Source organism: Desulfurococcus mucosus DSM 2162, from assembly GCF_000186365.1.
In the GTDB taxonomy this organism is placed as follows: Archaea; Thermoproteota; Thermoprotei_A; order Sulfolobales; family Desulfurococcaceae; genus Desulfurococcus; species Desulfurococcus mucosus.
The window spans coordinates 144,279-170,037 of sequence record NC_014961.1 but is presented as its reverse complement, the minus strand read 5'-3'; the positions used below and the strand labels follow the sequence as shown (position 1 = coordinate 170,037).

Genomic DNA, 25,759 nt, shown 5'->3' with positions numbered 1-25,759 from the left:
CAAGTGTGTTTTTACAGTTGTAGGCTCGCTCTTTTTCTACGGAGAACCAGCTCCTCGTGCACAGGGGTCCTGGTAAGAAGTAAGAATAAGAGAGGGCTAGTGCTCTAGGAGTGATGCTAGTTTAAAGTTAACCACTTTCTCAAGGCTTCTCAACGCGTTCTTCAACTCGTTTCTTTTAGCCTTGTAGTCATCGATGTTGAGCGGGTTTACTTCGACCCCGACTCCCCTGGTCTTCATCAGTATCCTCCCTGGTTCAGCTGTCAACAGGGTTTTCCTGGCTTTAACGCTGACAGAGCCGTGCTCGGAGTCCACCGAGAGAATAATGTATTCAGGCCTGGTTCTCATCAATACTACTCCGCCCCTACCTGTGATAACATACGTGTAGGGGGCCAGCCTGACAACTCCTTGCCCGGATTCCCCGGTTTTCAACTTGTTCTCTAATCGCTGCAGGCTCACCGCTATGCTCTCAATGATCTCTACTAGATGCGAGGCTGTGCTGGCAGTTTTAGCGTCCAGTTCCTGGCTTCCAAGCACCCTGGACCTTATGTTACGGGAGAGCGTGTTAAGGGATTTCACCGCTCTATCTATGCCCGTAAGCGCCTCGCTCACACTGGTTCACCAGGCATCTCTCATTGATTCCACAGCTTATAAATTTCATCAACAACATCCGTGTCTACAACTATTCTTCCACCACTCTTGGACTCAACGATTACTCTTCCACCACCCTTAACGACGTGTCCCACAACGCTGAAGCCTACTCCAAGCCCTCTCAGCCTGCTGAGCAAGGCGTCTAGGTTGCCGGGGGGCACGGATGCCACGATACACCCGCTGCTTAAAAGCCTAAGGGGGTTGACGCCGATCCTCTGTGAGATCTCTTCGACCTCCTTCTCTATCTGGAAGGCGTCTGCATCCACGATTATATCCTTCCCGCTCGCGGAGGCGACTTCTCTCAATGCTTGGATTACTCCTCCCTCAGTGGCGTCATGCATCGTGTTCACGTAGTCCTTCACAGCTAGAGCTGTCTTAACTATGCTTACATCGTATATGAAGCCCTTTGCCCGCTTGATAATGTTCTCCGGTACACCTTTCCCGAGGAGCAGGTCTTCGAAGTCCCATGCGATGACGCCTGCGCCTTCACCACCGATTCTACCTATGATCACCACGTGGTCGCCTTCCCTTGCATCCCTGGTTGAGATAACCCTGCCGTTAGTGTACCCGATGGCCGTCATAGCTATTATCGGTCTATCGAGCCCCGGCGTAACTTCTGTGTGCCCCCCTATGGCTACCCCGCCGATCTCTCTGAGCGCTGCACCCATATCCCTGAAAAGCTCCTCTACATCGGCCTCACTGTAGTGGGCTGGTATAAGTGTAACCGGCATAAACCACCTTGGTGCCACTCCTCTAACAGCTATATCGTTGCCAGCCACGTGCACAGCCAGGTATCCGGCTTTCCTGACGCCAGTGGTTATTGGATCCACGTGTGCCACGAGGAATCCGTCCCTGAGTCTCAGAACGGCTGCGTCCTCGCCTTGCCGAGGCCCCACTACCAGGTCTGGATCCTCAATTGGTAGAAGTGATAGGAGGAAGCTCATGGTGTTCCACGACGGCTTACCGTGTTTGACCATTCACCAAGCACCCCGTTTGTTCCCGGCCTACACATGGGTTATCAATGTTTTAAACGGTATTTGAAAGCACAGTCCTTGCACACGTATTCAACTGTGGAGACCTGTATTAGGCAGTCTTCACACCCTATCCTACCGCAATACTTGCAGTAACCTATGGCCAGTTGCCTCCCGCAAATCTCGCACATGGCCTCGCTGCAAACCTTGCACACGCCCTTCACTGAGTCATAGTCGTCGCCACATACTCTCCTACCGCAGAGCCTACAGGTGTAGACGGCTTCCCTCTCACCGCATATCTCGCACTTCAAACCCATTCATACCGCCCAGGGATCCCTTAGGCAAGGCTGCCTAGTTGCACCGTATTCTATGGTGCTACACCGTAATATCTCGTAATGTTCTCAACCATGATCCTGTAAACGTATTCCTCATCGATCACACCTCTCTCGAGCTGCCCCTTGAGAACCCTCGGTATCTCCCATGGGTAGGCCGCCGCCCCGGGTCTCTCCGGGTCGTCTATGAAGTCTGACTCCACCATCGCGTTTACTGGTCTCCGGGACGCCAGCTTCTCGTCAAAGCCTTTAACAGGTATAGTGTAGGCTAGGCCGAGCTCCTCGGCTGCCAGCACTGTCTCGCTTGATGAGTGATGCAACACTATCTTCCCGTGGCCGGGTACTAGGAGCCTCCGCAGCCTCTCAACGGAGAAGGCTGTGACCCACCCGCCCTGCTCGAGGTGAAGGTGGATGACTACGTCATACTCCCTGGAGATCTCTAGTGCATTCATCATCACCATCTCGGATAACACTATTCTTTCAACACTGGTGGCATAGTGCTGTCTACCGACCTCGCCTATGCCGTCGAGAAGCCCTGCCTTGAGCGCGCTCCTTATCAAGTCCAGGACGCTGCTGGCTAGTTCATAGAGCTTCCTCCCCTTCACGCCACGCCTATAGTACTCATCTATTTCAGCCGGGTGTAGACCCATGAGGCGGGCAACCCTCAGCCCATGGCTTCTCGCAACCTGTGCTTCCCTGTTCAGTATTTCGAGAACCCTTCTATACGAGTCGACACCGACCTCCTCTATTCCGTAGTGGTAAGGCGGCAGTGCGACAAGTGCCATGAACCACCCACCCTCTCTCTTAAACCTCTCGGACACTCTGGAGGCACCCATGCCCTTCACAGGGTTTGTATGTAGGTGTGCATCACTGAACAACATTGTGTTAAACCCCGTTGAGGCTGCTCGTTGACCAGCTCCCTTGTATGGATGATGGCGGCATATATAGGTGTCTTGGTGTACTACTCTATGATAACATGGTGATTTAAAGATTAATAATCCCCTGATGATATAAGCCGAAACCAGGGGTGATCACATGGAGAAGTATACGTTGGTCGACATACTGGTGTTAGGCGTCATCGCAGCCATATACGGGGTTCTCTTCTACATATGGTGGGATGTCTACTACGCTGTAAAGGCTGTTGGAGGGCCGGTCGCCGCCAGGCTGGTAACCTACGGCTTGTGGTTCATGCCGGCTCCACTGGCTGCCTCACTAATCCGGAAGCCCGGTAGTGCAGTGCTGGGCGAAGTGCTACCAGCACTCCTGGAGTCAATAATACCTACCCCGGGAGGCTTGACAAACCTTATCTATGGAGTTGCGCAGGGCGTGTTCAGCGAGGCATCCTACGCTGGGTTCCTGTATAAGAAGTACGGGTTACTCCAGGCGATCCTAGCTGGTGCACTACCGGCTCTACCCGCCTTCGCATTAGACGCCGCTCTATTCGGCGACATATACCCGGTTAACGAGGCCGTAATAGTGGTATCCGCTATAGCGGTAAGTGGTGCACTATACGGTGCAATAGCCCACTCAGTAGCCAGGGTTGTCTCAGGTAGAGGGAGCTAACTGAACCTGGCTACGATTAAAGGCTCCGTCTTTTTAGAGCAGGGGAAGGCCGGCTCACATTTTTCAACTCAGCTACAGTATAAGTAGTCTCCTGGGTACACTGGTGGATCCAAGTGGCCTACATTACATTTAGGAATAGTATCGTAGAGGTTGACGGAAAGGCTTACTCAGCCCCACTAGTGGTTTTAAGAGGCGTCTTCACGGGTGAGCTTGCTTTATCCAGGGAGCGGGTTGAGGGCTCTCTCACAGTGGAGGACGGTGTCGACGTCTCGGTTGAAGATGAAGCTGTCTTCATAACTCAAGCAGTCGACCTCAAGGGGCCGACTACATCCATAGGTATCCGTGAAGCATCCCGCGGCGTGCTCGTATCCATTGATAACGGTAGATACAAGGGGGCTGAAGCCACTTTAATACTTGAGAAGGCTAGAGCCGTGGTGAACCTTGTTTTCCACCCGTTGAACATTAAGGTGGTGGTTGAGAACCCATATATAGAGGTTGAGCACCGCTTATTCGGCGTTGCAGTGAAAGCTAGATCTCTTTAACCGGCTCCTGGAGCCAGGGAAGGCTGGGGAACGGGGGGAGCCGCCTCTTATGCCGGCTCCTCCTATGCAGTGATAGAACTCTCTCGAACACCTCGACCGGTAGCCCGGTTGCATCAACGGCCTCACTGATGCTCAACCCTAGGTCTATCAGCGAGTAGAACACTAGGTCGACGGCCTCATAGCTTAATCCTATCTCTTCCTCGGCGAGGTGGCCCTTCCACAGCCTCGGAGAGCTCGGCTTCCCCAGTATCCTTGCAGGGAGTCCAAGCCTTCTTCCGAGTTCCCTCACCTGGGTCTTGTAGAGGCATGCCAAAGGCAGCACGTCGACGCCTCCGTCGCCGTATTTGGTGAAGTATCCTAGAAGTAACTCGCTTCTATCCCCTGTCCCGACAACAATCCCGTTTAACCTGTTTGCAATGTAGTACAGTATGTTCATTCTGATCCTTGCCCTGAGGTTCCCCGTGGCAAGCCTGTTGCCTGCGTCGAACCCAGGTATCACGCTGTAGGAGTCGACCACTGTGTCTATAGGTATAATGAAGTATTCGACGCCGAGGCTGCCTGCGAGCTCAGCCGCGTCACGGGTATCCTCAGGAGGTGTGACCCGTGTATCCGGCATTATGGCGGCTGTAACCTTGTTGGCTCCGAGGGCGTCCACGAGTAGCCTCAGGGTTACCGAGGAGTCGAGCCCACCGCTTAAGCCCACGACGGCTTTCTCGGCTCCGGCGCCCGCGAAGTAGCTCTTGAGGAAGCCCACTATGGTTTCCGCAGCATCCTCCAGGGGTATAGAGAGTAGGCTCTCGACGGTGATTCTTTTCAACGCGTTCACCACGATACACTATGTTGCCATCTATAAAAAACATGCTACGCTGGCTCCATGAATATCGGGAAGCTACGTTTTCCTCGAGCAAAGGCTCCTGTACTCCTTATTCATATCCCTCTCGTATACTTCGCCACGGGGTTCTCTTTCCCTGAAGACCCTTCCCTCATACAGGTGTATCTTGGTCGACTTGTCTAGCCAGCAATCGGGTCTCAGACCAGCCTTGACGCATGTCTCAGCCAGGAATGTCTCCTCATCCCAGCAGTACTCCACGGGCACTACGGGTAGAAGGGTTCCCTTGAACCATCCTTTCTCAGCAACCAAGCCGTGCCTCCCGATGATTATCAGCGAGGGCAACACCCATCTATCGCCTACATCGACTATTGATGGCTGAGAGAGCACTGTTACCTCTATTATGAGCTTATCTAGCTCCCATGGCTCAACCGGGTTGAAGCGTGGATCGTTTACCGCTGCCTCTATAGCTGACTCCACCGTTGACTCCACTAGGCTTTGAAGCGGGGCAAGGAACCCTATGCATCCACGTAGATGCGGCCTCCCAGATTCATCGAGCCTCTCTATCGTTGTAAAGGTCATACCGGGCCTCAACAGCTTCTCGCCCAGCCTATACATAGATACATCGATACGCTCCCCTCTCGTGACATAGGCCTCGATAGCATCCCTCGCTATCTTGACGAGCAGGGAGCCTTCTTCAAGCGTCAGCTCTGAAGGGTGCACCGGGTTCATTGACCATCCCCCTCTTCAACTGCCCTTTGAAGAAGCCTAGTTTCCCTCTCGCATCCCCTAGTATGGACTCTATCATCTTCCAGTGGTTTCCAACCCAATATACCTTGCCGCAACGGGGGCAAACCCAGAAATCCTCGTGCATACTGTATACTCTTGGAGGAACCTTGTCCTTGACCTCCTCCTTGTCTACTTTCCTGAGCGGCGTGTTATCCTCAGGACACCGGGTTCTCTCATAGTCCACGTAGAGTCTTACACCTGTTAAACCAGACACCTTTGCAAGCATCGATGCCAGGTCATCGTCCTGGAGCAGGATGCTCTTCAACCCCCTCTTTAAAGCCTTGTGATGGAGGCCTCTGTCACGGGTCAGTATGATTCTCCCCTCTAACTCCGCTCTCCTGAGGATCAACCAGTCCTCCATTCTACTACCGTAAACAGTGTCGTAGCCCAGTATCCTGAGCCATCTCGCAAGCGAGCCCAGCATTGCGTCAACAATGAATTTTGCTTCCCCTGTTGTCATTACCCTATACCCAGACTCGTTAAGGCTAAGTAGCTTATTAAATCATGCTCCCTTACAACGCCTACAACTCCCCTTTCCCCCGTTACAAGCACGCCGCGACTCCTCTTCTCGTACAGCGTTTCAGCTACCCTGCCGAGCTCTGCATCCTCCTTGACCACGGGTAGATCCCGCCTATAGTAGTCGCGTACTACTAGTTCACTTATCCTCTCCTTTCTATGCTTCTCCGGTACATTCTCAAGGAATGTTGCGAAGGCGTAGGCTAGATCCATAACGGTTATATATCCACATGGCTTCCCCTCATCATCGACGACCACTGCAAATCCCTCACCGCTTTCAAGCATGCTCTGCCTTAGCATGAGTAGGCTGTCGCCGAGCCGCGTCCTCAGGAATACTCTGCTCGCAGCCTTTGAGGCTGGATCCCCTATGTGGAAGGCGAGTTTTAAGAGGCTCCGCCTGTAGACTGCTCCCTTGAAGTTGAATCCATCTACAACTGGAAGTATCCCTATGGATTTAGACGCCATTGCCGTTAAGGCATCCCTGATGGAGGCGTCAGGCTTGATTGTGAAGGGCTGGGTGCTCATGAAGCCTGATACCCTGAGCCTCCCAGGTGATGACAGCCTGAGCCTCTCGCTGACTATCTTGCCGAGTATGTCCCGGCCTGTGACAACCCCGGCTACTGTTTTAACCTGTCTCCCATTGATCCTCCGGTTCTCCATCACTACTGCTTTATCATTCTCCCTCTTACTAAGCAGCCTCAAGTACGTTGAGAGAGAGTCGTTTTTATCGACCACCAATGGATCCGGGTCAATGAACTCGGCCAGGCTCATCTCACACCGACCTGTAGCCTGCTATCGTCAATGCGTAGAGTACATCTCTCTCTGTGAGTATTCCCTGGAGTACGCCTTCGTCATCAACCACCAGAACAGAGCTCACATCCTTATCCATCATCTCCTGTATCGCTGTGGCAAGGTCGTCGCCCGGCTTCACCGTGACGAGCTCCCTGCTCATCAACTCTTCAACAGGCTTGGAGTGCACCTCCCTTATGTCCCCGCTGGCTGCATCTCTAAGTGCCCGGTGATCCCCGAAATACTTAACCACATCCATGGCGGTGAGCATGCCGGCAACGTTGTCGCCGCTTGTCACCGGTAGCCTCCTGAACCCGTAGGTTGTCATTTTCTCCAATGCTTTCTTCAGCGATGCATCAATGCCTATTGTGACAACAGGCCTTGACATTGCTTCAGCAACCTTTAAACCCGTGGTGGCAATACCGTAGAGGTATCTGACTAAATCATGCTCGGTGATGATACCGTATACTGCTCCATCCCTGTCGAGAACTGGTACTACGCCTATTCCGTGGATTATCATTGATTCAAGCACTCTTGTAAGCGTGTCATCAACATAGAGGTGTATCGGGTTCTTCACCATTATCGTATCCACGGTCTCCCTTTCGAGAGCCGAGTAAATGTTGTAGGCGTGTCTCTCCGCGACAATCCTATAGTATTCCCCGCCCCCCAGGTAGCTGACGATGTCCCCCAGGGTGAGCAGGCCGCGCAGCCTCCTACCGCTGTCTGAGACTATGAGGCTTCTCCCGTACAGTGACATCTCCTCCAGCGCCTTCAACAGGGTTGTCGACGGGTAGACAACCCTGGGGTTTCTCCTAGCTATTAAGTGTAGTTCTTTCTCAGCCCTGAAGACCCTGTCGCTGAAATTAGGGGTGCCATCGCTCCTGAGCCACCTGTAGGGGTCGACACGTCTGTGAGGACGGGGTTTACGCGGTGTTGGCACATGCATTTCGACACCAATATTTTATTCCTGTTGCACACTAATTAATGCTTCGCTCCATGATCCATTCATCATGGAGAGTGAACAGCTTATTAACCATGCTCCCTGTGAATACAGAGTGGGCGTTAGGTATGCCTAAGTATGTGATCACAGCCAAGAGGAAGCTCGCCCCACGCGTCAACTGGTTTAGAATACAGGCGCCGCTAATAGCCCGTCGAGCACAACCCGGGCAATTCGTCATAGTGAGGCTACATGAGAAAGGGGAGAGGATACCTCTCACGCTCTTCGACTGGAATGCTAACGAAGGCTTCATAGAGCTCGTGGTTCAAGAAGTAGGGAAAACCACGATGGAGATGGGGAGGTACAATGTAGGAGACCATGTACTGAATATCACGGGACCCCTAGGCAACCCGACACACATAGACATGTATGGTGTCGTAGTCATAGTCTGCGGCGGCGTGGGTTCAGCCGTCTGCTATCCTGTCGCCAAGGCTTTGAGGGAACGCGGAAACAAGGTGATCAGTATAATAGGCTTCAGAACCAGGGAGCTTGTAATACTCGAAGAGGAGTTCAGGAGGATCAGTGATGAAGTAATAGTTACAACCGATGATGGAAGCTACGGGGTGAAGGGTTTCACAACCGACGCCTTAAGGAGTCTCCTTGAATCCGGGGTGAAGCCCGGCCTCGTTTACACTGCTGGACCAGTAATAATGATGAAGAAGGTTGCTGAGATAACCCGTAGACACGGCGTACTAACATACGCCAGCTTAAACCCCATAATGGTTGATGGCACAGGTATGTGTGGGGCATGCAGAGTCACAGTGGAAGGTAGGACGGTCTTCGCATGCGTCGACGGCCCCGACTTCGACGCGCATAAAGTGGACTTCGACGAACTGGCTAAGCGTCTAGCCCAATACACTGAAGAGGAGAGAATCGCACTCGAGAAATACCTCAACACGGTTTCCAGGGGTGGCTGAGGATGTCTACAGGGGGCTCCCGTGTAAAGAAGAAGCGTGTACCAGTGCCGAGGAGAGAGCCTGCGGAGAGGATAAGGGATTTCAACGAGGTAGTGTTAGGATACACCCTGGAGCAGGCAATGGAAGAAGCATCGAGATGCCTCCAATGCCCCTTAAACTTCGCACCATGTGTCAAAGGATGCCCAGTGCACGTTAACATACCGGGTTTCCTAAGGAAGCTCAGGGAGGGAGATGTTAAAGGTGCACTAGAGATCATCATGGAGACCAATCCTCTCCCAGGTATCACGGGGAGAGTCTGCCCGCAGGAGGAGCAGTGCGAGAGAAACTGCATCATGGGTAGGATAGGGGACAGGATCAACATCGGCAAACTAGAGAGATTCGTAGCGGATTACGCGAGGAAACATGGAATACGCCCAGAGGTGAAGATACCTCCATCCACGGGGAAGAAGATCGCAATAGTAGGCTCGGGACCCGCAGGGTTGACAGCTGCAGCCGAGCTGAGGAAAATGGGTCACGAGGTACGGGTATTCGAGGCCCTCCACGAGCCGGGCGGCGTGTTAGTATACGGTATACCCGAGTTCAGGCTTCCGAAGGAGATAGTCCGCTACGAGCTGGAATACTTGTCGAAGATAGGTGTCGAAATACTAACCGATGTAGTGGTGGGGAAGACCCTGAGTCTAAGAGACCTCCTCACGGAGTACGATGCTGTCTTCCTCGGTACAGGGGCTGGAACACCGAACTTCCTGAACATACCTGGAGTCAACTGCCTCAACATTTACTCGGCGAACGAGTTCCTTACAAGGGTGAACCTTATGAAGGCCTACCTATTCCCCGAGTACGATACGCCGATTAAAAAACCGAACAGAGTGGCCGTCATTGGTGGCGGGAACACAGCAATGGATGCCGCGAGGAGTGCACTGAGACTCGGCTCTAGAGAGGTGTACGTCCTCTACAGGAGAACCAAGGAGCTTATGACGGCTAGGCAGGAAGAAGTTGAGAACGCTGAAGAGGAAGGCGTTAAATTCATGTTCCTGGTCTCCCCCGTTGAATTCGTATGCGACGACAAAGGGCGGGTAAAAGCAGTGCGTCTCATCAAAATGAGGCTGGGTGAGCCGGGTAGAGACGGGCGTCCAAGGCCTATCCCTATCCCTGGCAGCGAGTTCGAGCTGGAGGTGGATGCTGTGATCATAGCGATAGGGCAGACGCCGAATAGAATACTCTTCAAGGATATACCTGAGTTAAAGCTCACTGAGAAGGGAACCATAGTAGTCGACGAGAAATACCGGACAACCGTTAAAGGCGTCTTCGCCGGAGGCGATGCAATAAGAGGCGAGTCGACAGTCGTCAAGGCTATGGGTGATGGATGGAAGGCGGCTAGATCCATTGACGAATACCTTAAGACAGGTGAGTGGCCACCCGAGATAAAGCCCCATGACTTCGAAGCCGAGAACTAGGGCTTTTAGAAGGCTACTTTAAAGGTAGGTGAATGCTTTCTTTGATCGTCCTGAAGACTATGCTTGTACGTGTCTGCTTCACATATGGGTTCTGCAGTATCCATTTTATGAACTCGTCTAGTTCACGTATCTCCTTGAAGACTGCTATGACTGCGACATCGAATTCCCCTGTTATGTCGTAGACCACTAATACATTCGGGTGCTGGGATACATGTCTCTCGACATCTATTATATGCTTGCCGTCAACATTCATCAATATAAGTGCTTTCACAGTGTAGCCGAGCCTCCCGTAGTCCACGAGCACTGTGAAACCCTTCAAAACGCCTTTATCGATGAGTCTCCTAACTCTCTCATGCACTGTTGAAACAGGCCTACCGAGCCTCTCGGCAATAGACCTGAGGGATTGCCGGCTATCCTCCTGTAAGGCTTTCAATACCTCTCTGTCTAGCTCATCCATCTTCACGTAACTCATACATGTACCCCTGCAACAGGTATGGATGTTTTACATTTATCCTCGAATCAATTTAAAAATGTATCCAGAGAATCCACGCTTCCCGTGGGAACATGACCGGGAACGTGTTACACATATTGTTCACAGATATAGCCGGCGTACATAGACAGGTCTCCATAGCAGTTGACGGGGTCCCAGAGACCCTTGAAGGAATTAGAGCAGGCATCGATGGCTCCAGCATACCTGGATACGGTCGCATAGAGAGAAGCGACCTCTTCGTGGAGCCAGCGTCCTCAACCATAGTGGATTTGTCGAGCTTCAATGGAGGCTACATGACCACGGGGAGAATCGTGACCCACACTGGTGAACCCCACCCATGGGATCCCCGTTCCATTGCGGGTAAAACAGTGGAGAAAGCATGGGAGAACGGCTATGTCTTCAGGGCGGGATGCGAGCTGGAGTTCTATATCACCGGGAAAGTTGGATTCTACCTTGGTAGAAGAAGACAGGGCTTGCTTGTGAGCGCATCAAAGGGGGGTGTCGCAGGCCAGGTTGTGAAGAGCCATTATGTCTCAGAGATACCGCTGGAGGTTGAGGAGGCTCTATCAGATGTCATCAGGGTTCTCGGTAACAATGGTATAAGCGTGTCGAAGATCCACAGGGAGAACGGGTTCCTGAACCAATACGAGTTATCGCTTAGCCACCGCGACCCCCTTGGCCTCGGGGACAGCATACTGTTGTCGGTAGCCTCGGTAAAAAGAGTGCTGAACACTCATGGCTTCAACGGGGTCTTCATGCCTAAACCCTTCGCAGACGATTACGGTAGTGGGCTCCACATACATGTAAGCATGTGGATTGGGGATAGAAACATCTTCTTTGATGGAGGCGAGCTAACCGATGCCGGGAGATACTTCATCGGGGGAATACTAGACCATGCTAGGAGCCTGACGGCTTTCACGAATCCATCCGTTAACAGCTTCAGGAGGCTCATAGAGGGCTTCGAGGCACCCGTATACATATCGTGGGGTATTGGAAACCGCTCCACCATGGTAAGAGTGCCCCTCAACGGTGGGAGGATAGAGGTTAGAACCCCTGACGCCTCGATGAACCCGTACCTGGGGATTTCAGCGATACTGCTAGCAGGGCTAGATGGATTGAGGAAAAAGACTGATCCAGGAAGCCCCGTAGACTACAACATGTATGATAAGCCATCCACCTCGAGCAGGCTCCCTAGGAGTCTCGAGGAAGCCGTGGAAAGCCTCCTCAGCGACCACGAGTACTTGAAGCCCTTATTCCCACGCGACATGCTGGAGTACTATGCCGAGCTAAAGCTCAGGGAGGCCAGGAGGAACCGTAGCATACCGAGCGTGGCAGACTACGTGGACTTAGAGCACTTGGTTTAATGGTTCACCCTGCTTCTCTAACCTCCTCTACATGGAGTTTCACGTGGCCTTCCATTGATTCCTGGGCACCCTGTTCCAGCCGGGTGGCCCCGGCTAGGAACGGGAGTAAACCGGTGAGCATGAGGGGCACGGATTTCACTAGTAACAGGTGGTGTTTGTCGTAGTCGGGGGGTTTGAAAAGGTTCAACTTGTTTAAGCCGGCTACGAAGGGCACGGGTAGCTCGATCAGGGTCGACCTGAGTATGCTGACAACCTGGTGTTCCAGCAGGAGGCCACGTATACTCTTGGAGTACACCCCTCTGTACCCTGCTATGTCTCCCTCATCAATGTGCCTGGCAAGCCTCTCTGAGAGCTTGAAGATGTAGTGTAGTCCACCGCCGGTGTACGGCTTGATCAATGGCACGCTGTCTCCGTGGAAAACCGCTTTCCCGGCGATAACCGGGTCTGGAATAGGGCGTTGCATCGGTATAATGCCGCCGAACCTCTCGACGACGCCGCCGAGCCTCACTCCGTAAGCCTCAACCACTCGCCTAGTAGCTTTCTCCACGAGGCCTGCGTCAACTCTAGTGAAGCCTCCACCGATGAGTGCTGTATCCTGGTCCAACGGTATAATCCAGGAGAAGAAGCCAGGTGTGAATTCTGAGTAGTAAATATATATCGAATCCATCTCTATATTTCTAACTCTAAACAAGGACTGGATTCCAATAATAAACCCAGAATAGGGGTTTACAAAAAATCGTCTAAATCTTCCCACTGCACCCTCAGCGATGAGCAGTGTATTACACTTGAACTCTACTCCCCCTGCTAGTATAGAGTCCACTCCTCTGGGCCTTGCAACAACACCATAGCTAACTCTATGTCCCTTCCTCTCGACGAGTGAGGACAGTTTTTCCTCCAGCAGGGGCCTGTTAACATGGAACACGAAGTCATCCCTATATGAGACCTTGTAGAGCCTGCCGAACGCGTTGAAGTAGACTGTGTTGTATGATGAATCAACGACTCTACCAACATATTTCTCTATCAGCCGCGCTGTCTCAACACCGACAAGCCCACTACAGTGCTTCGGTATCCCTGGCTTTCCATGCTCCTCGATAACCACTGCGTCTCTGAGCTTGAGATGGCTTGCAACGGAGAGCCCTGCTGGTCCAGCCCCCACTATGCATACATCTGCTTTAACCATTAGTTATCCTCGTAATCCCTGCTGGCAACCTTCAGGGTGTGCCTCCTGGCTTTCAAAGCATGCACTATGTACTTGAAGGCCTTCACTGGATCCCCTTTCACGCCACATGTGTAAACATCGACTGTTGCAAAAGAATACTCGGGCCACGTATGGATACTTATATGGCTCTCGAGAACTATGCCTACAACGCTTACCCCGGGGTTGATCTTCCATGCTTTGACATCCAGTAGTGTGAACCCGCCGATCTCAGCTGCTTTCTCAACTATATTGATGAGTTTTTCCATATCCATCAATATCTCTGGATCGCACTCGTAAAGCTCCCCGTAAACATGCTTACCGATAACCTTCTTGGTGGTAAGCGCTTCCATCTCAACCCCTCCCCTTCAATAATAATTCCCCCCACTCCCCATTTATAAATCTTGCCCCCACCTACCCCTCGTTCACATGGCACTATCATGTATTCTCAGTCACAGAGAATTCAATCCCAGCGAGAACCTTATAGAGAGATGTATTGACGAGCCCCCGGCGACTATATCATGAAGGAACATCCCACGGGGCATGTGCCCCGGGGTGAAAAACCAGGGGTAAAAAAGCGTGATCTTAAGGTGTGAGCCAGGGTATTGGAGAGCAGAGATAAACTACTTCTTCTGCTCCTCTTTCTTCTGCTCTTCCTTCTTAGCCTTACCCTTCTTTGACATGCAGGTCCCCCCTTTAGGGGTCGTTATAGTTGTATCAATAGGCGTGCTTATAAACATTTGAATAGTAATTTGTTTGCATTATTTTAGCCGTCTATTCAACCAACCCCAGCCTCCTTTGTAGGGCAGCAACCGTGTCCCTGTCGGCTTCGAAGCCGCAGCCCGTGCACTTCAACCTCCTATACTCGTTTTCAACAAGCCTGATACGTCTAAGGCTAGCTGGGCTAGAGAACGGTTTAACCCTGGATAGAGATGTTATTGGGACTGTAAACATCGGTTTAAGGCGCTTCTCCTCAGACGGAAGCCCCGTGGCGTTGGGCTCGACCGGGCTCCATGAAGTGTGGACAAAGCTGGTGAACCCGCATAGAGAGCTAACCCCTCTACCAGAACTAGAAACACCTAGAAGTAACTAAATGCACCGTGAAGGGGGAACGCTTCGCTAGCACCCATATATAAGGAGGGATTCTGCATGCATTATGAGCTGGGGGACACGATAGATGAGCCTACGCCTGGACTTATCCGAGGGCGGTGGCTGTAGTGACAACCCTTTATCCAGGCTCATAGCTGTCTTAAAGGAGGGAGTCGGTGAGCTGGAAGTTAAAACCAGGTCTAATATAATACCACGTGCATTAGCCGAGATGCTGGGGGATAAATACGGCTACAAGGTGGAGGTATCCGTTGTCAACGGTGAGGAAGTAGTATACTTGTTTAAGAGGAAACAGTGATGGCCTATGGACCCTTAGATGCTATTCTCTCAGCAATAATCTCCCTGGCTTTTCCACTCAGGCCCATGGTCATGAAGCCCCGTATCAGCAGCATGGTGGCTTCTCCAGGGTCTAGGCCGCGGGTACCCATGTAGAATACCTTGTCAAGTGTTATGATGTAGTTTCTAGCGTAGTGCCTGGCCTCAGCAACCCTATTGGTATTTATCTCTAAGAAGGGATGCATGTACACCTTGCTCTCAGTATCGGTGATCAAGGATTCTATACCGTAGACCACTTTGGAATCGACGGCACCCCTTGCAACCACCCCCTTGCCACGCAGTGCTGCAATGGAGCCTCCTCCGAGACGCGCCTTAATGTATGATTCAACACTGCTTCCAGGTGTGTTAATCCTGGATGAGTCTTCAAGCTCTACCCGTGACCCCGATGCAGCATCAATGATCATGGTCTTACTCAGTGCTGAGCCCTTCCCAGACCTAGATTCCGCGACTACATGCATTAGTGAGCCCGGCTTGAAGAAAGCCGTAAGCGTCAACCTGCTTGAATCCCCCTGCTCCACCTTTATCTCGCTCAGGTCGACGGCATCCCTGAGGGATTCATAGAGTATCACCACCTCGTGGCTGACGCCGTCTGCAACAATGATCCTTAAGCCGGTGAACCTGGATCCCCTGCTCTCCTGAATCCTTAGAACGGTGATGCCGGCCTTATCCAGGATCAACTCGATGTAGCCTATGTTCAATGAGTCCTCTCTGAACCCGGTTACAGCTATCTCCGACTCCCCGCCTAACGATTTAACCCTGTATACCGCGGGGGGTTTCAGTGGGCTGGGGAGTGACTCGAATACTGCTGTACTCGAAGCAGGGTCGTATATCTTGGTCTCAGACATGGAGCCCTCTATGGTCAAAATAGTGTTAAGGGAGGCTTCCCGAGCAAGGATCCTCCTAGCCAGCTCCTCGATGACGGATTTATCAATGTATCTCTTGATGGTTGGCGAGTCCCCTGTCTGCAGCTGCATCACCCGACTCCCCCCAGCTCCCTGAACTCTAGCTGTATCACCTTAGATAGCATTGCCACGTACTCAAAGGGTAACCGGGGGAATATGTCCTTTACGAAGCCTAACACTATAAGCGAAAGCGCCTCCTTTTCACTCAACCCCCTTGACGCCAGGTAGAAGAGCTGGTCATCGGTCACCCTGATAGTTGTTGCTTCATGCCCTATATCTGCATCCTCCTCCATTACATGTATAATCGGGTACGTACTGCTTGAACTCTTCTCATCTAGTATGAGGCTGTCGCACTGCGTGTAGCTTTTCGAGTTACTTGCGCCCTTGTTAACCTGTATCAGCCCCCTGTAGACGTTTACCCCTCCCCTGCCACTGATGCTCTTCGAGACTATCCTGCTACTGGTGGATGGTGCTGCATGAATAACCTTTGAACCAGTGTCCTTCACTGTATCTCCATTGCTGATGCCGATCACGGTGCTTGCAGTCCTTGCGCCACGGCCCTTTAAAATAGTTGTTGGATACGTAACCGTCACCTTGCTACCGATGCTTCCCTCAATCCACTCTATCACAGCATTCTCCTCGGCGATACCCCTCTTATTATTGAAGTTCACTATGTTCCTGCTCCAGTTCTGCACGGTTACAAAGTTCACCCTAGCCTCCTTGTGAGCATAGAGCTCCACCATGCCGTCGTGGAAGCTGAATTTCTTCAGTCTCGGGGCACTACACCCCTCTATGAATGTTATCTCGCTGCCCTCATCAGCCACGACAACCGTGTGCTCGAACTGTCCTTCAAGCTCGCTTCCTATGAAGAAGAATGCTTCAACAGGGTAGGGTACTCTAACCCCCTTGGGTACATATACGAATACTCCACCACTCCATAAAGCGTGATGCAGTGCTGCAAACTTGTGGTCGGTGTAGGGGAATACCCGGCCAAAATACTTCTTAACCATGTCAGGGTATTTCTGGACGGCTTCATCCATCGGCACCATTACTACTCCAAGCTCCTTTAGTAGATCCTTCATCACTGTGTAGACGTTCTCGCTGTCTAGAACCGTTGAGAGCCCAGCCAAGTACTTGGCGTACGCCTCAGGCAATCCCAGTGCATCATAGATCCTCCTGATCTCATCCGGCAGCTCCTCGAAGCTGCTGGCCCCCGTGGTTTCAGGCTTAACATAGTAGGAGGCTACTTCATCTAGGTCTATGCTCCTGATCCATGGAAGCCAGTTAGGTGAAGGCAATCTATAGAACTCCTCCAATGCCCTAAGCCTGTGGAGCCTCATCCACTCGGGCTCCTTCTTCAGCCTGGATATCTCCTCAACTATGTCTCTCGATATCCTACCCTTTAACTCGATCTCCTTCCTGTACTCTGCTGGCTCCATCTCACCGTGCTCCAGACTCTTTGAGAGCTCAACGGCCATGGATGTCACCTCAGCCAGTTGTAGCCCTCGCTCGCTATTCTCTCAGCGATCTCGACTCCACCGCTCACCACTATTCTTCCACCATGCATCACATGAATGATATCGGGGTTCACGTATCTGAGTAGGGTTGGATTATGTGTTATCAGGAGGACTCCTCCCCCAGAGTCAACTACCTCCCTCACATAGTCCGCCACTATTCGGACGCCGTCTACATCGAGCCCGCTATCCGGTTCATCGAGGATCAGGTACTTGGGTCTAAGTATTCTGGCCTGGAGTATCTCACTCCTCTTCTTCTCACCGCCACTGAAGCCCACGTTTAGATCCCTGGCGAGAAGCTCTTCCTTTAAACCTATCAGCTTCGCCTCGCTCCTCACTCTCTCACTTAACCCAGGTATGTTCCCCGAGAGATCGCCTTTACCTAGTCTCTTGTTCAGGGAGCTCTTTATCAACGCCTCTAACGTGACCCCGGGGAGATCGACAGGGTTCTGGAAAACCAGGAATACGCCTGCGAGAGCCCGCTCGTGAGCCGGTTTCAGAGTGTAGTCTACTCCATCTATCATTACACTTCCTTCCACGATCCTGTAGGCTGGGTGCCCCATTAAGGCATACACGAGGGATGTTTTCCCACTACCATTGGGACCCATTAAAGCAACAACCCTACCAGCGGCGACTTCCACGTCAACGCCGTTGACCACCCTTCTGCCGTCAACCTCCACCACGATGCCACGTGCCTCGAGCATCGCCCAACCCTGGTTTATGTAAATGTTTTCGAAGGCTTATAAATTAGTGGGATTGCCTGCCTAAACGAATAAACTTTTATGAAGGTATAATCCCACCCGAGTACTGATGACGGGGGCCCAATATTTAAATGCCCCATAAAATAATGATATGACCAATCATAGGGTGGTAGCCAGCATGAAAACCGATGCAAGACCCGACACCATCGTGATAGCGCTAGGCGGCAATGCATTCCAAACAAAGGGTGATAAAGGGACAGCAGAGGAATACTGGAGGAACGCGTACACGGCTGCAGACCTCATAGTTAGGCTGGTTGAAGAGAAGTATGGAGTAGTAGTGACGCATGGAAACGGCCCGCAGGTAGGCATAATAGCTGAGTGGATGAGCCTTGGATTAAAGAACAAGAACATACCGCCAATGCCCCTCGACGTGGCAGGCGCCATGAGCCAAGGCTGGCTCGGCTACATGCTACAGCAAGCCTTATACAATAAGCTCGCCGAGAAGAAACTACTCGGCTCACTGGTGAAAGGAGTCGTCACCGTTATCACGCAGACACTCGTCGACAGGAATGACCCAGCCTTCAAGGATCCCACGAAGTACATAGGACCATGGTACGAGAAAGATGAGGCTGAAAAGCTCTCAAAGGAGCTTGGATGGGTGTTCAAGCCTGATCCACGCGGAGGATATAGAAGGGTGGTTGCATCACCGGATCCAATAGGGCAGGTGGAGATAGACGCTATCAAGACCCTGGTTGAACAGGGATTCATAGTGATAGCCGACGGCGGTGGAGGAATCCCAGTGTACAGGGGGGACGACGGCTTACTCCACGGTGTTGAAGCTGTGATAGACAAGGATCTCGGTGCTGAAAGAATGGCGTCAGCGCTGGAGGCAGACGTCCTACTTATATTGACCGATGTAGAGAAAGCCTACCTCAACTACGGTACACCGAACGCGAAGCCTCTTGACGTGCTACGTGTAAGCGAAGCATTAAAGTACTATAGGGAAGGCCACTTCAAGCCTGGAAGCATGGGTCCCAAAATACTTGCAGGTGTGAGATTCGTGCAGAACGGCGGCAAGATGGCTGTGATAGCCCATCTAAAGCAGGCTTATGATGCGTTAAAGGGGAATGCCGGCACAAGGATAATACCTGATTAACAATAGATTGTTTCAAAGACATCTCTTCTTTTCTCCATCTTCCTCCTTACCTCCATCACGATTCATGCAACGAGAGGAGTGAAGCAATCCATGGATGCCTCAAGTATGCGAGAAGGCAGAGGAAAGGCAATGGGCATAGCGTCCCTTGTGGCAGCCACGGTGCTCTGGGGTTCGTCATTCCCATTTATCAAGCTATCCGTGATGGATATAGAGCCCCTCACATATGCTGCGACAAGATCACTCGTGGCCATACTCCTATTGACACCTCTACTGTTGGCGAAGGCTACGAGAGGCGTTATCCACACCGGGAGCCTGTATAGAGGTGTGATCATTGGAGTAGCCTATCTCCTTGGACTATACCTCCAGGCGGCTGGCACAGTCTACACTACTCCATCCATCAGTGCATTTATAACCGGGTTGAACTCTGTGCATGTACATGTCTATATAGCACTCGTGAAGAAAAGCTATAGCGTAATGGATGGAGTCGCGCTTCTCCTCGCAGTATCCGGCTTATACGTGCTTACCTCGCCGAGCGGGGGGCTTACTATAGGCGTGCTACTGGTCTTCCTTGGCTCAATAGCGTGGGCTGCCCAAATACTCCTAGTATCACGTTTCAATTCGTCTAGCATCATGGAACTACTTTACGGCATGTTCCTTCCAGGTGCACTCATGTATCCACTCGTATCGGCTTCCACGGAGGGCGTGAGCCTCAGGGTGCTTGTCTACATAGCGTACCTGGCAGCAGCGTGCACTGTTGGCGCAACCTTTCTACAGGTGTGGGGGCAGAGATACGTGTCGCCTCTGACAGCGGCATTAATCTTCCTTCTCGAACCCGTCTTCGCCCTGTTCTTCTCGTTGATAATGGGGCTTGAAGAACCGGAACCCTATAAACTCGTTGGAGGGGGTCTAATAGTGGCCTCCACATATCTAGCCTCTGCTACAGAGCTTTCCCATGAGGAAAAGAGACTCGCCGACGCCGGTTAGCCTTCTCCAAGGGAATCAATATTAGGTGGCTCCCGCATCCAGGAACCATGTGTCATTACGAAGGCTGTTGAAAATGCGGGGACTCACAGGTCTCTCTTCCAGTGAAGTCGAGGAAAAGCTGAGAATATATGGGTTCAACACTGTACCAGAGAAGAAGGAAAGCACTCTAAAGATCTTCGTGAAGAAGCTTCAGGGCTTGACAGCATACACGATTGAGGCTGCTGCAGTGATATCGTTTATCCTTGGAAGATACATTGATGCAGCAATAATGATACTCCTACTGCTCCTCAACGCTTTCATCGGGGTACTCCACGAGCAACGCGCTGGAAAGGCTGTCGAAATGCTTAAGTCCAGGCTTAAAATAGTGGTGAAGGCCCTGCGTGACGGGGAATGGCGTGACATCCCCTCGGAGTACATAGTCCCAGGCGATGTAGTGAAGGTTAGACTCGGAGATATTATTCCTGCTGATGGAGTAGTCCTCGAGGGCCACCTACTAGTTGATGAATCAACCCTAACCGGTGAATCAATGCCGGTTGAGAAAAACCCCGGTGACCCCGTGTATGCTGGAACAGCTGTTGCCCGTGGTGAAGCCATCATAAGAATCACTGCGACAGGCCCTAGAACCAGGTATGGTAGGACAGTGGAGCTCGTTGAAGCCGGGAAACCAAGGCTGCTGATCGAGGAGATAACCAGTAGCATAACCAGATGGCTCCTAGCTGTAGACGTATTCTTCGTAGTCCTAGTAGTAGTAAGACTACTCATCACTCAAACACCAGTTGTGGATGCACTCCCCTTCACCCTCACCCTCCTCATAGCCTCCATACCTATAGCCCTTCCAGCCATGACGACTATAACCCTGGCTCTCGGCAGCGTTGAGTTGGCGAGAGCTGGAGTCATAGTTAGGAGGTTGGAAGCCGTTGAAGCCGCATCCATGATGGAGGTCATATGCCTTGATAAGACGGGCACTATAACCGAGAACAAACTGGTGGTTAAAGACATTATTCCCCTGAGGGAAGGGTTCACTGAGCACGACGTGATTCTTTACGCTGCACTGGCATCTGAGCCCGATGGAAGAGACCCCATAGACAAGGCCATCCTGGAAAAAGCCGGGGAGCTGGGCGTGGATCTTGGCAGTGTGAGCGTAATGGAGTTCAAGCCCTTCAGCCCGGAGAGCAAGAGGAGTGAAGCATTAGTGTCAATGGGTGGCAGGATCCTCAAGGCCGTTAAGGGTGCACCACAGGTTCTAGTGGATGTCGACACGACTCTGGATCGCGAGAGGTTCAACGAAGCCGTCAGAACCCTGGGCGACAGGGGTATGAGACCTCTAGCTGTGGGAGTTGAAGAGAACGGCTCACTCAGGGTCATCGGCTTAATAGGGATCTACGATAAGCCCAGAGAAGACTCCCAAAGGTTCATTGAAGAGATAAAAAGCATGGGTGTTAAACCAGTCATGGTGACAGGCGACAACTACTATGTAGCTAAAAGCATAGCACGCTCAGTGGGGATAGAGGGTAGAGTCGTATCTTTGAAAGGCGTGCCCCGAGAGGAGCTCGCAGACCTCCTGGACTCGGCGGGCGTTTTCGCCGAGGTAGTCCCAGAGGACAAATATGAGATCGTGCGACTTTACCAAAGCAAGGGTAAAGTAGTGGGAATGACGGGTGACGGCGTCAATGATGCACCCGCATTGAAACAGGCGGATCTGGGTGTAGCAGTCAGCAATGCAACCGACATCGCTAAATCCGTTGCATCAGTAGTGTTGACGAAGCCTGGACTCGGGAACATAGTTGACGTGATAAGATTGGGGAGAGTGGTTTACCGGAGGATCGTTGTATGGGCTATAAACAAGATCGTTAAAACATTCCAAGTAGTATACTTCGTGTCGGCATCCACGCTTCTCCTAGGTGCACCCATCCTGACGCCGACGCACATGATCCTCATGTTGTTCCTCTACGACTTCGTAACCCTCTCCATAAGCACGGATCGGCTGAGGCCAAGCAGTAAACCGGAGAAATGGAATGTAAGGAGACTGGTCAAGGTATCAGTGATACTTGGACTTGTAAAGATAGCTGAGCTATTCCTGGCTCTCTACCTAGGGCTACACGTGCTGTCATTGCAGCTAGAACAGGCGAGAACCTTTGTGTTCTACACCTTACTGACATCTGGTTTATTCAACATCTTGAACTTCCGTGAAACCGGGTGGTTCTGGCATAGTAAACCGAGTAAGGTGATGACTATTGCTTTAACCACTGACATCCTCGCCGGTACCATTATCGCATGGAAGGGGTGGATTATCCAGCCGATTCCACCACCAGTGATCCTCATTGCATTCGTGTACACGGTTGCCGTGACATTGATTTTAACGGATGCAGTGAAGATCGCGGTGTTCAAGCTGTTTAAGTACAGCTAGCTGTTCCAGGGATAGACGAATAGAGTGGTTTGGAGCCCGCGCATATCATTTATTATCCTGGACGCCGCCTAGAGATCTTGAAGGGGGTGTCCTTGAGGGAGAAAGTCGACATACTAATATCCGACGCATTGATCGTTACAATGAATAGTGAGCGACGCATCATAGATCACGGATACATAGCTGTGCGAGATGGACGCATCATAGATGTAGGAGTAGGCGACGGAACCAGTAAGTACACTGGGGAAGAAACCATTAATGGACGTGGCAGAGTCGTAACACCGGGACTGATGTGTGCACACACCCACTTCTACGGGCTACTCCTAACCGGGAGCCCCTGGTTCTCGAAAATAGAGCCTCCAACAGACTTCCAGCAAAACCTTCAGAGGATATGGTGGGCCCTCGACGTAGAGTTAACCTATGAGGATGCATATGCCTCAGCCCTCATAGGCTCAATCCTGTTCGCGAAGTCAGGGGTAACCAACTTCTTCGACAATATAAGCAGCCCTAACGCGATAGACGGGGTCCTGGATTACATTGAGAAAGGAGTTAACGAGGTGGGGATAAGGGGGATAGTGTCCTTCGAAGCAACACAGAGGAGGAGTCTCGAGGAAGGTGTGAGGGGCCTCAGGGAGAATGAGAGGTTCATCGTGAAGAACAACAGGGATCCAGGCAGGTTAGTTAAGGGTGCAATATACCTCCACGCAAGCTTCACTGTTACAGACGAGCTCTTCAAGCTCGCTCATGAAACGGCTGGAAAGTACGGGGCACTCATAGCCATTCACACCGCGGAGGGATTAGTCGACGTCTACCACAACATAGAGAGATACGGATTGAGGCCCGTGGAGAGGATGAAGAAGCTTGGTTTCCTAGGGAGCAACGTGCACCTAGTACATGCCGTGAACATCACGGAGGACGAACTCCACATAATAAAGGAGACCGGGGTACACGTGGCCCATAACCCGTTGAGCAACATGTTGAACGCCGTCGGCGTAGCCAGGGTACCAGAAATGCTCAGGCTTGGAGTAAACGTGGGGATAGGGAACGACGGCTACGTCTTCGACCAGTTCGAGAATATGCGGGCAACATACTTGATCCACAAGCTCTGGAACAGGGATCCAAGGGTCCTCACCCCGCTACAGGTGTTCGAGATGTCAACAGTGAATGTTGCCAGAATGTTCCATGTCGAAGGGGAGCTCGGCAGCATTGAGGTAGGCAAGAAGGCAGACCTAGTTGTATTAAGGCCTGAGGCCCCGTCCACACCGGTCAACTCGCAGACCGTGATGGGCCACATAGTCAACTCGTTTAGTAGCAGGGATGTTGACACCGTCATAGTTGACGGCAGGATCATTGTGAGAAACAGGAAGCTAACCAGGGTTGACGAGGAAAAGGCTGTAGAGTACGTGCATAGGGTTGTTGAAAGACTATGGGATAGGCTCATGGAGAAGGGTAGATACCAGCTGGATTATTTATGCCCGAGATAACCTTGTTTTTCCCCTCCTTCCTCAACTCCATGAAGATTAACGGGCTTCCCGTGCTCCAGAATGCGTCCAGGTATTCTATCCTTGAACATTCTTAGAAACTCCCTGTCTCTTTCAGGGTTCCTCCTGTTATCAGTTAGCATGTATACCACGCCGTTCTTTATAGGGTACCATCTCCCACAGTTAGGGCAATATAGTACGCCTGTCCTGATGCCTTTCCTGAGGCATTCACGGCAAGGATAAGCCTTATTCCTGTCTATCTTCTCCCTTAGGTACCCGCAGTATTCCTTACACACAGGGGCCTCAACCTTCTCGACGTCTATGCTCTGCTCCTCGGACTCTATGACCGTGAGCTCTAACGGGTGGTGTTTACAGTGCACGCAAACCAGGACGTCGAGGCCCCAGTACCTCATCACCTACCAGTCACCTCACTGATTAGTGAATCCACTAGTTGGGACACCTCGTCGAGGCGTTCAATTGTTTTAGCCTCTATCATTACGCGAAGCAACGGCTCGGTTCCACTTGGACGGACTAGTAGCCAGTAGTCCGAAGACACCACTTTAACGCCGTCTATGGTTATCAACCGCTCGTTCCTGAATGCCTCCTTTACCTTCTCGACGACTGCGAGAGCGCTCTCCCTGCTCATCTTATACTTCTTCTTCACGGTATGATACTTGGGTAATGATTCGAATAACTGCGACGCCGGTACACCGTAGGTGGCGAGCATTTCCAGGAAGAGCGCAGTTGTCATCCCACCGTCGCGAACATATTGGTGTGGAGGATACATGAAGCCGCCGTTTTCCTCGAATCCGCATAGGGCGTCTCCGTTTCTTCTCATAGTGTGAGCTATGTCAACACTGCCGACCTTGAGCCAGACCACATCAATGTTCAATGGTCTCAGCACTTCCTCCACGATTACACTGGATGATACAGCTGTGTAAACCCTGCCTTTCAACCCTTTCTCCCTAAGGTATCTCGCCAGAAGGGCTGCCGTGCGATCACCCCAGTGCACGACACCTTTTTCATCGATCATTATGACTCTATCCGCGTCGGCGTCGTGAGCCACACCCAATGCAACGCCTACCTCCCTTACAAGCTTAGATGTCTCGGCAAGGTTCTCCACGGTGGGCTCCGGCAGCCTCCCCGAGAACAAGGGATCCAGTGTTCCATTAACGACAATGGGTTTCACGCCGAGCTCTCTCGCTATCAATGGCGTGGTCAGCGAGCCCACGCTGTTAGCTGGATCCACCAGCAACCTATAGTTCCTGCTCTTGATCAAGTCCCTGTCAACATGGCTTACCACGGCTTTCACATATTCTTCGATTACCAGGGGATACTTTTCTACATGGTGAGACAGCTCCCTCCAGCTAACCCTCCTGAACCTGTTCTCCCAGTACAACTCCTCGATGGCTTCCTCCTCATCCCTGTCGACTTCTATCCCGTGGGACCCGATCACCTTTATCCCATTGTACTCTGGCGGGTTATGGCTTGCCGTCACCATTACGCCACCGTCGAAGCCGTTGGATTTGACAGCGTACTGTAGGGCTGGCGTCGGAGCGAGCCCTGCATCATACACCTTGACGCCTGTTGACATCAATGCTCCTGCCACAATGTTCTTAATGAGCTCGCCGCCCGCCCTGGAATCCATTGCCACAAGGATCCTGGAGCCCTTGTCGAAGAAGGAGCCTATGGCTAGGCCCAGCCTCACCACTAGCTCGGGGTTAAGTTCCTCGTTTACTACGCCTCTTACACCATCTGTTCCAAAGAGCCTGCCCAAC

28 protein-coding genes are annotated in these 25,759 nt (G+C 51.8%); 10 read left to right on the top strand and 18 right to left on the bottom strand.

Going from position 1 to position 25,759, the window contains the following annotated elements:
- Positions 1 to 96: 96 nt before the first annotated feature.
- From DESMU_RS00945 to DESMU_RS00930, 4 genes are read right to left on the bottom strand one after another with little or no spacing between them, the layout of a single operon-like run.
- Entirely contained in the window at positions 97 to 609 is a 513-nt protein-coding gene (locus DESMU_RS00945) for a hypothetical protein (protein WP_013561721.1), read from the bottom strand.
- A 20-nt stretch (positions 610 to 629) separates the two neighbouring features.
- Positions 630 to 1,625, bottom strand: coding sequence for an AIR synthase-related protein (locus DESMU_RS00940; protein ID WP_013561720.1), 996 nt, complete (start codon positions 1,623 to 1,625; stop codon positions 630 to 632).
- A gap of 41 nt (positions 1,626 to 1,666) precedes the next feature.
- A complete protein-coding gene (locus DESMU_RS00935) occupies positions 1,667 to 1,936 on the bottom strand; it encodes a hypothetical protein (protein ID WP_048813412.1) in 270 nt (89 codons plus the stop codon).
- 50 nt (positions 1,937 to 1,986) lie between these two features.
- Positions 1,987 to 2,832 (bottom strand): TatD family hydrolase, encoded by an 846-nt coding sequence (locus DESMU_RS00930; protein ID WP_013561718.1) that lies wholly within the window; start codon positions 2,830 to 2,832, stop codon positions 1,987 to 1,989.
- Between the two features lie 154 nt (positions 2,833 to 2,986).
- Between DESMU_RS00930 and DESMU_RS00925 the strand changes: the two genes are divergently transcribed.
- Both DESMU_RS00925 and DESMU_RS00920 read left to right on the top strand, forming a co-directional pair.
- Positions 2,987 to 3,514, top strand: coding sequence for an ECF transporter S component (locus tag DESMU_RS00925; RefSeq protein ID WP_013561717.1), 528 nt, complete (start codon positions 2,987 to 2,989; stop codon positions 3,512 to 3,514).
- Positions 3,515 to 3,627: 113 nt separating this feature from the next.
- Positions 3,628 to 4,056 carry a hypothetical protein gene (locus tag DESMU_RS00920; protein ID WP_013561716.1) on the top strand — a complete coding sequence of 143 codons (429 nt, stop codon included), beginning with the start codon at positions 3,628 to 3,630 and terminating at the stop codon, positions 4,054 to 4,056.
- On the opposite strand, the gene DESMU_RS00915 is transcribed toward DESMU_RS00920, so the two are convergent.
- The 5 genes from DESMU_RS00915 to DESMU_RS00895 form a co-directional block, all read right to left on the bottom strand.
- Complete coding sequence (locus DESMU_RS00915; protein ID WP_013561715.1) at positions 4,043 to 4,873, bottom strand: NAD+ synthase; 831 nt, start codon at positions 4,871 to 4,873, stop codon at positions 4,043 to 4,045. The two genes, DESMU_RS00920 and DESMU_RS00915, sit on opposite strands and share 14 nt — an antisense overlap.
- 72 nt (positions 4,874 to 4,945) lie before the next feature.
- Positions 4,946 to 5,617 (bottom strand): TIGR00296 family protein, encoded by a 672-nt coding sequence (locus tag DESMU_RS00910; RefSeq protein ID WP_013561714.1) that lies wholly within the window; start codon positions 5,615 to 5,617, stop codon positions 4,946 to 4,948.
- Positions 5,583 to 6,134 carry a Mut7-C RNAse domain-containing protein gene (locus DESMU_RS00905; RefSeq protein ID WP_013561713.1) on the bottom strand — a complete coding sequence of 184 codons (552 nt, stop codon included), beginning with the start codon at positions 6,132 to 6,134 and terminating at the stop codon, positions 5,583 to 5,585. The genes DESMU_RS00910 and DESMU_RS00905 overlap by 35 nt, the downstream gene beginning before the upstream one ends.
- Positions 6,134 to 6,961 carry a CBS domain-containing protein gene (locus DESMU_RS00900; RefSeq protein WP_013561712.1) on the bottom strand — a complete coding sequence of 276 codons (828 nt, stop codon included), beginning with the start codon at positions 6,959 to 6,961 and terminating at the stop codon, positions 6,134 to 6,136. Before DESMU_RS00900 ends, DESMU_RS00905 begins: the two co-directional genes overlap by 1 nt.
- 1 nt (position 6,962) lies before the next feature.
- Positions 6,963 to 7,925: a CBS domain-containing protein gene (locus tag DESMU_RS00895; protein ID WP_013561711.1), complete on the bottom strand. Its 963-nt coding sequence runs from the start codon at positions 7,923 to 7,925 to the stop codon at positions 6,963 to 6,965.
- 122 nt (positions 7,926 to 8,047) lie between these two features.
- Between DESMU_RS00895 and DESMU_RS00890 the strand changes: the two genes are divergently transcribed.
- Both DESMU_RS00890 and gltA read left to right on the top strand, forming a co-directional pair.
- Complete coding sequence (locus DESMU_RS00890; RefSeq protein ID WP_013561710.1) at positions 8,048 to 8,893, top strand: sulfide/dihydroorotate dehydrogenase-like FAD/NAD-binding protein; 846 nt, start codon at positions 8,048 to 8,050, stop codon at positions 8,891 to 8,893.
- 2 nt (positions 8,894 to 8,895) lie between these two features.
- Positions 8,896 to 10,347 carry an NADPH-dependent glutamate synthase gene (gene gltA / locus DESMU_RS00885; RefSeq protein WP_013561709.1) on the top strand — a complete coding sequence of 484 codons (1,452 nt, stop codon included), beginning with the start codon at positions 8,896 to 8,898 and terminating at the stop codon, positions 10,345 to 10,347.
- A gap of 13 nt (positions 10,348 to 10,360) precedes the next feature.
- Here gltA and DESMU_RS00880 read toward each other — a convergent pair whose 3' ends face one another.
- Positions 10,361 to 10,819, bottom strand: coding sequence for an Lrp/AsnC family transcriptional regulator (locus DESMU_RS00880; RefSeq protein ID WP_013561708.1), 459 nt, complete (start codon positions 10,817 to 10,819; stop codon positions 10,361 to 10,363).
- Between the two features lie 92 nt (positions 10,820 to 10,911).
- Here DESMU_RS00880 and DESMU_RS00875 point away from each other — a divergent pair, with 92 nt between their 5' ends.
- Complete coding sequence (locus DESMU_RS00875; RefSeq protein ID WP_013561707.1) at positions 10,912 to 12,201, top strand: glutamine synthetase family protein; 1,290 nt, start codon at positions 10,912 to 10,914, stop codon at positions 12,199 to 12,201.
- Between the two features lie 4 nt (positions 12,202 to 12,205).
- On the opposite strand, the gene DESMU_RS00870 is transcribed toward DESMU_RS00875, so the two are convergent.
- The 3 genes from DESMU_RS00870 to DESMU_RS07140 form a co-directional block, all read right to left on the bottom strand.
- Positions 12,206 to 13,357: an NAD(P)/FAD-dependent oxidoreductase gene (locus DESMU_RS00870; protein ID WP_245526457.1), complete on the bottom strand. Its 1,152-nt coding sequence runs from the start codon at positions 13,355 to 13,357 to the stop codon at positions 12,206 to 12,208.
- Positions 13,358 to 13,380: 23 nt separating this feature from the next.
- On the bottom strand, positions 13,381 to 13,749 hold the full coding sequence (gene speD, locus DESMU_RS00865; RefSeq protein WP_013561705.1) for an adenosylmethionine decarboxylase: 369 nt from the start codon (positions 13,747 to 13,749) through the stop codon (positions 13,381 to 13,383).
- 421 nt (positions 13,750 to 14,170) lie between these two features.
- Positions 14,171 to 14,350 carry a hypothetical protein gene (locus DESMU_RS07140; RefSeq protein ID WP_048078627.1) on the bottom strand — a complete coding sequence of 60 codons (180 nt, stop codon included), beginning with the start codon at positions 14,348 to 14,350 and terminating at the stop codon, positions 14,171 to 14,173.
- 223 nt (positions 14,351 to 14,573) lie between these two features.
- On the opposite strand from DESMU_RS07140, the gene DESMU_RS00855 reads away from it, so the two are divergent.
- Complete coding sequence (locus DESMU_RS00855; RefSeq protein WP_013561704.1) at positions 14,574 to 14,801, top strand: hypothetical protein; 228 nt, start codon at positions 14,574 to 14,576, stop codon at positions 14,799 to 14,801.
- A gap of 4 nt (positions 14,802 to 14,805) precedes the next feature.
- Here DESMU_RS00855 and DESMU_RS00850 read toward each other — a convergent pair whose 3' ends face one another.
- Genes DESMU_RS00850 through sufC form a run of 3 tightly spaced genes read right to left on the bottom strand, consistent with a single transcriptional unit; the run spans position 14,806 to position 17,959 of the window.
- Positions 14,806 to 15,813, bottom strand: a complete 1,008-nt coding sequence (locus tag DESMU_RS00850; RefSeq protein ID WP_013561703.1) for a SufD family Fe-S cluster assembly protein — start codon at positions 15,811 to 15,813, stop codon at positions 14,806 to 14,808.
- Positions 15,813 to 17,219 carry a Fe-S cluster assembly protein SufB gene (sufB, locus tag DESMU_RS00845; RefSeq protein WP_013561702.1) on the bottom strand — a complete coding sequence of 469 codons (1,407 nt, stop codon included), beginning with the start codon at positions 17,217 to 17,219 and terminating at the stop codon, positions 15,813 to 15,815. Before sufB ends, DESMU_RS00850 begins: the two co-directional genes overlap by 1 nt.
- Positions 17,220 to 17,224: 5 nt before the next feature.
- Positions 17,225 to 17,959 carry a Fe-S cluster assembly ATPase SufC gene (sufC, locus tag DESMU_RS00840; RefSeq protein WP_013561701.1) on the bottom strand — a complete coding sequence of 245 codons (735 nt, stop codon included), beginning with the start codon at positions 17,957 to 17,959 and terminating at the stop codon, positions 17,225 to 17,227.
- Between the two features lie 148 nt (positions 17,960 to 18,107).
- Here sufC and arcC point away from each other — a divergent pair, with 148 nt between their 5' ends.
- The 4 genes from arcC to DESMU_RS00820 all read left to right on the top strand — a co-directional run bounded on the left by arcC (position 18,108) and on the right by DESMU_RS00820 (position 23,984).
- Positions 18,108 to 19,112 (top strand): carbamate kinase, encoded by a 1,005-nt coding sequence (gene arcC / locus DESMU_RS00835; protein ID WP_245526456.1) that lies wholly within the window; start codon positions 18,108 to 18,110, stop codon positions 19,110 to 19,112.
- 90 nt (positions 19,113 to 19,202) lie between these two features.
- Positions 19,203 to 20,096, top strand: a complete 894-nt coding sequence (locus DESMU_RS00830) for a DMT family transporter (protein ID WP_013561699.1) — start codon at positions 19,203 to 19,205, stop codon at positions 20,094 to 20,096.
- A gap of 49 nt (positions 20,097 to 20,145) precedes the next feature.
- Positions 20,146 to 22,503 (top strand): plasma-membrane proton-efflux P-type ATPase, encoded by a 2,358-nt coding sequence (locus tag DESMU_RS00825; protein WP_245526455.1) that lies wholly within the window; start codon positions 20,146 to 20,148, stop codon positions 22,501 to 22,503.
- Between the two features lie 92 nt (positions 22,504 to 22,595).
- Positions 22,596 to 23,984 carry an amidohydrolase family protein gene (locus DESMU_RS00820; RefSeq protein ID WP_013561697.1) on the top strand — a complete coding sequence of 463 codons (1,389 nt, stop codon included), beginning with the start codon at positions 22,596 to 22,598 and terminating at the stop codon, positions 23,982 to 23,984.
- On the opposite strand, the gene DESMU_RS00815 is transcribed toward DESMU_RS00820, so the two are convergent.
- The gene (locus tag DESMU_RS00815; protein ID WP_048078634.1) at positions 23,966 to 24,394 is read right to left on the bottom strand and encodes a Trm112 family protein; all 429 of its coding nucleotides are present in this window, start codon (positions 24,392 to 24,394) and stop codon (positions 23,966 to 23,968) included. The two genes, DESMU_RS00820 and DESMU_RS00815, sit on opposite strands and share 19 nt — an antisense overlap.
- Complete coding sequence (gene glmM, locus DESMU_RS00810) at positions 24,394 to 25,758, bottom strand: phosphoglucosamine mutase (protein ID WP_048078635.1); 1,365 nt, start codon at positions 25,756 to 25,758, stop codon at positions 24,394 to 24,396. The genes DESMU_RS00815 and glmM overlap by 1 nt, the downstream gene beginning before the upstream one ends.
- Between the last annotated feature and the right edge of the window lies 1 nt (position 25,759).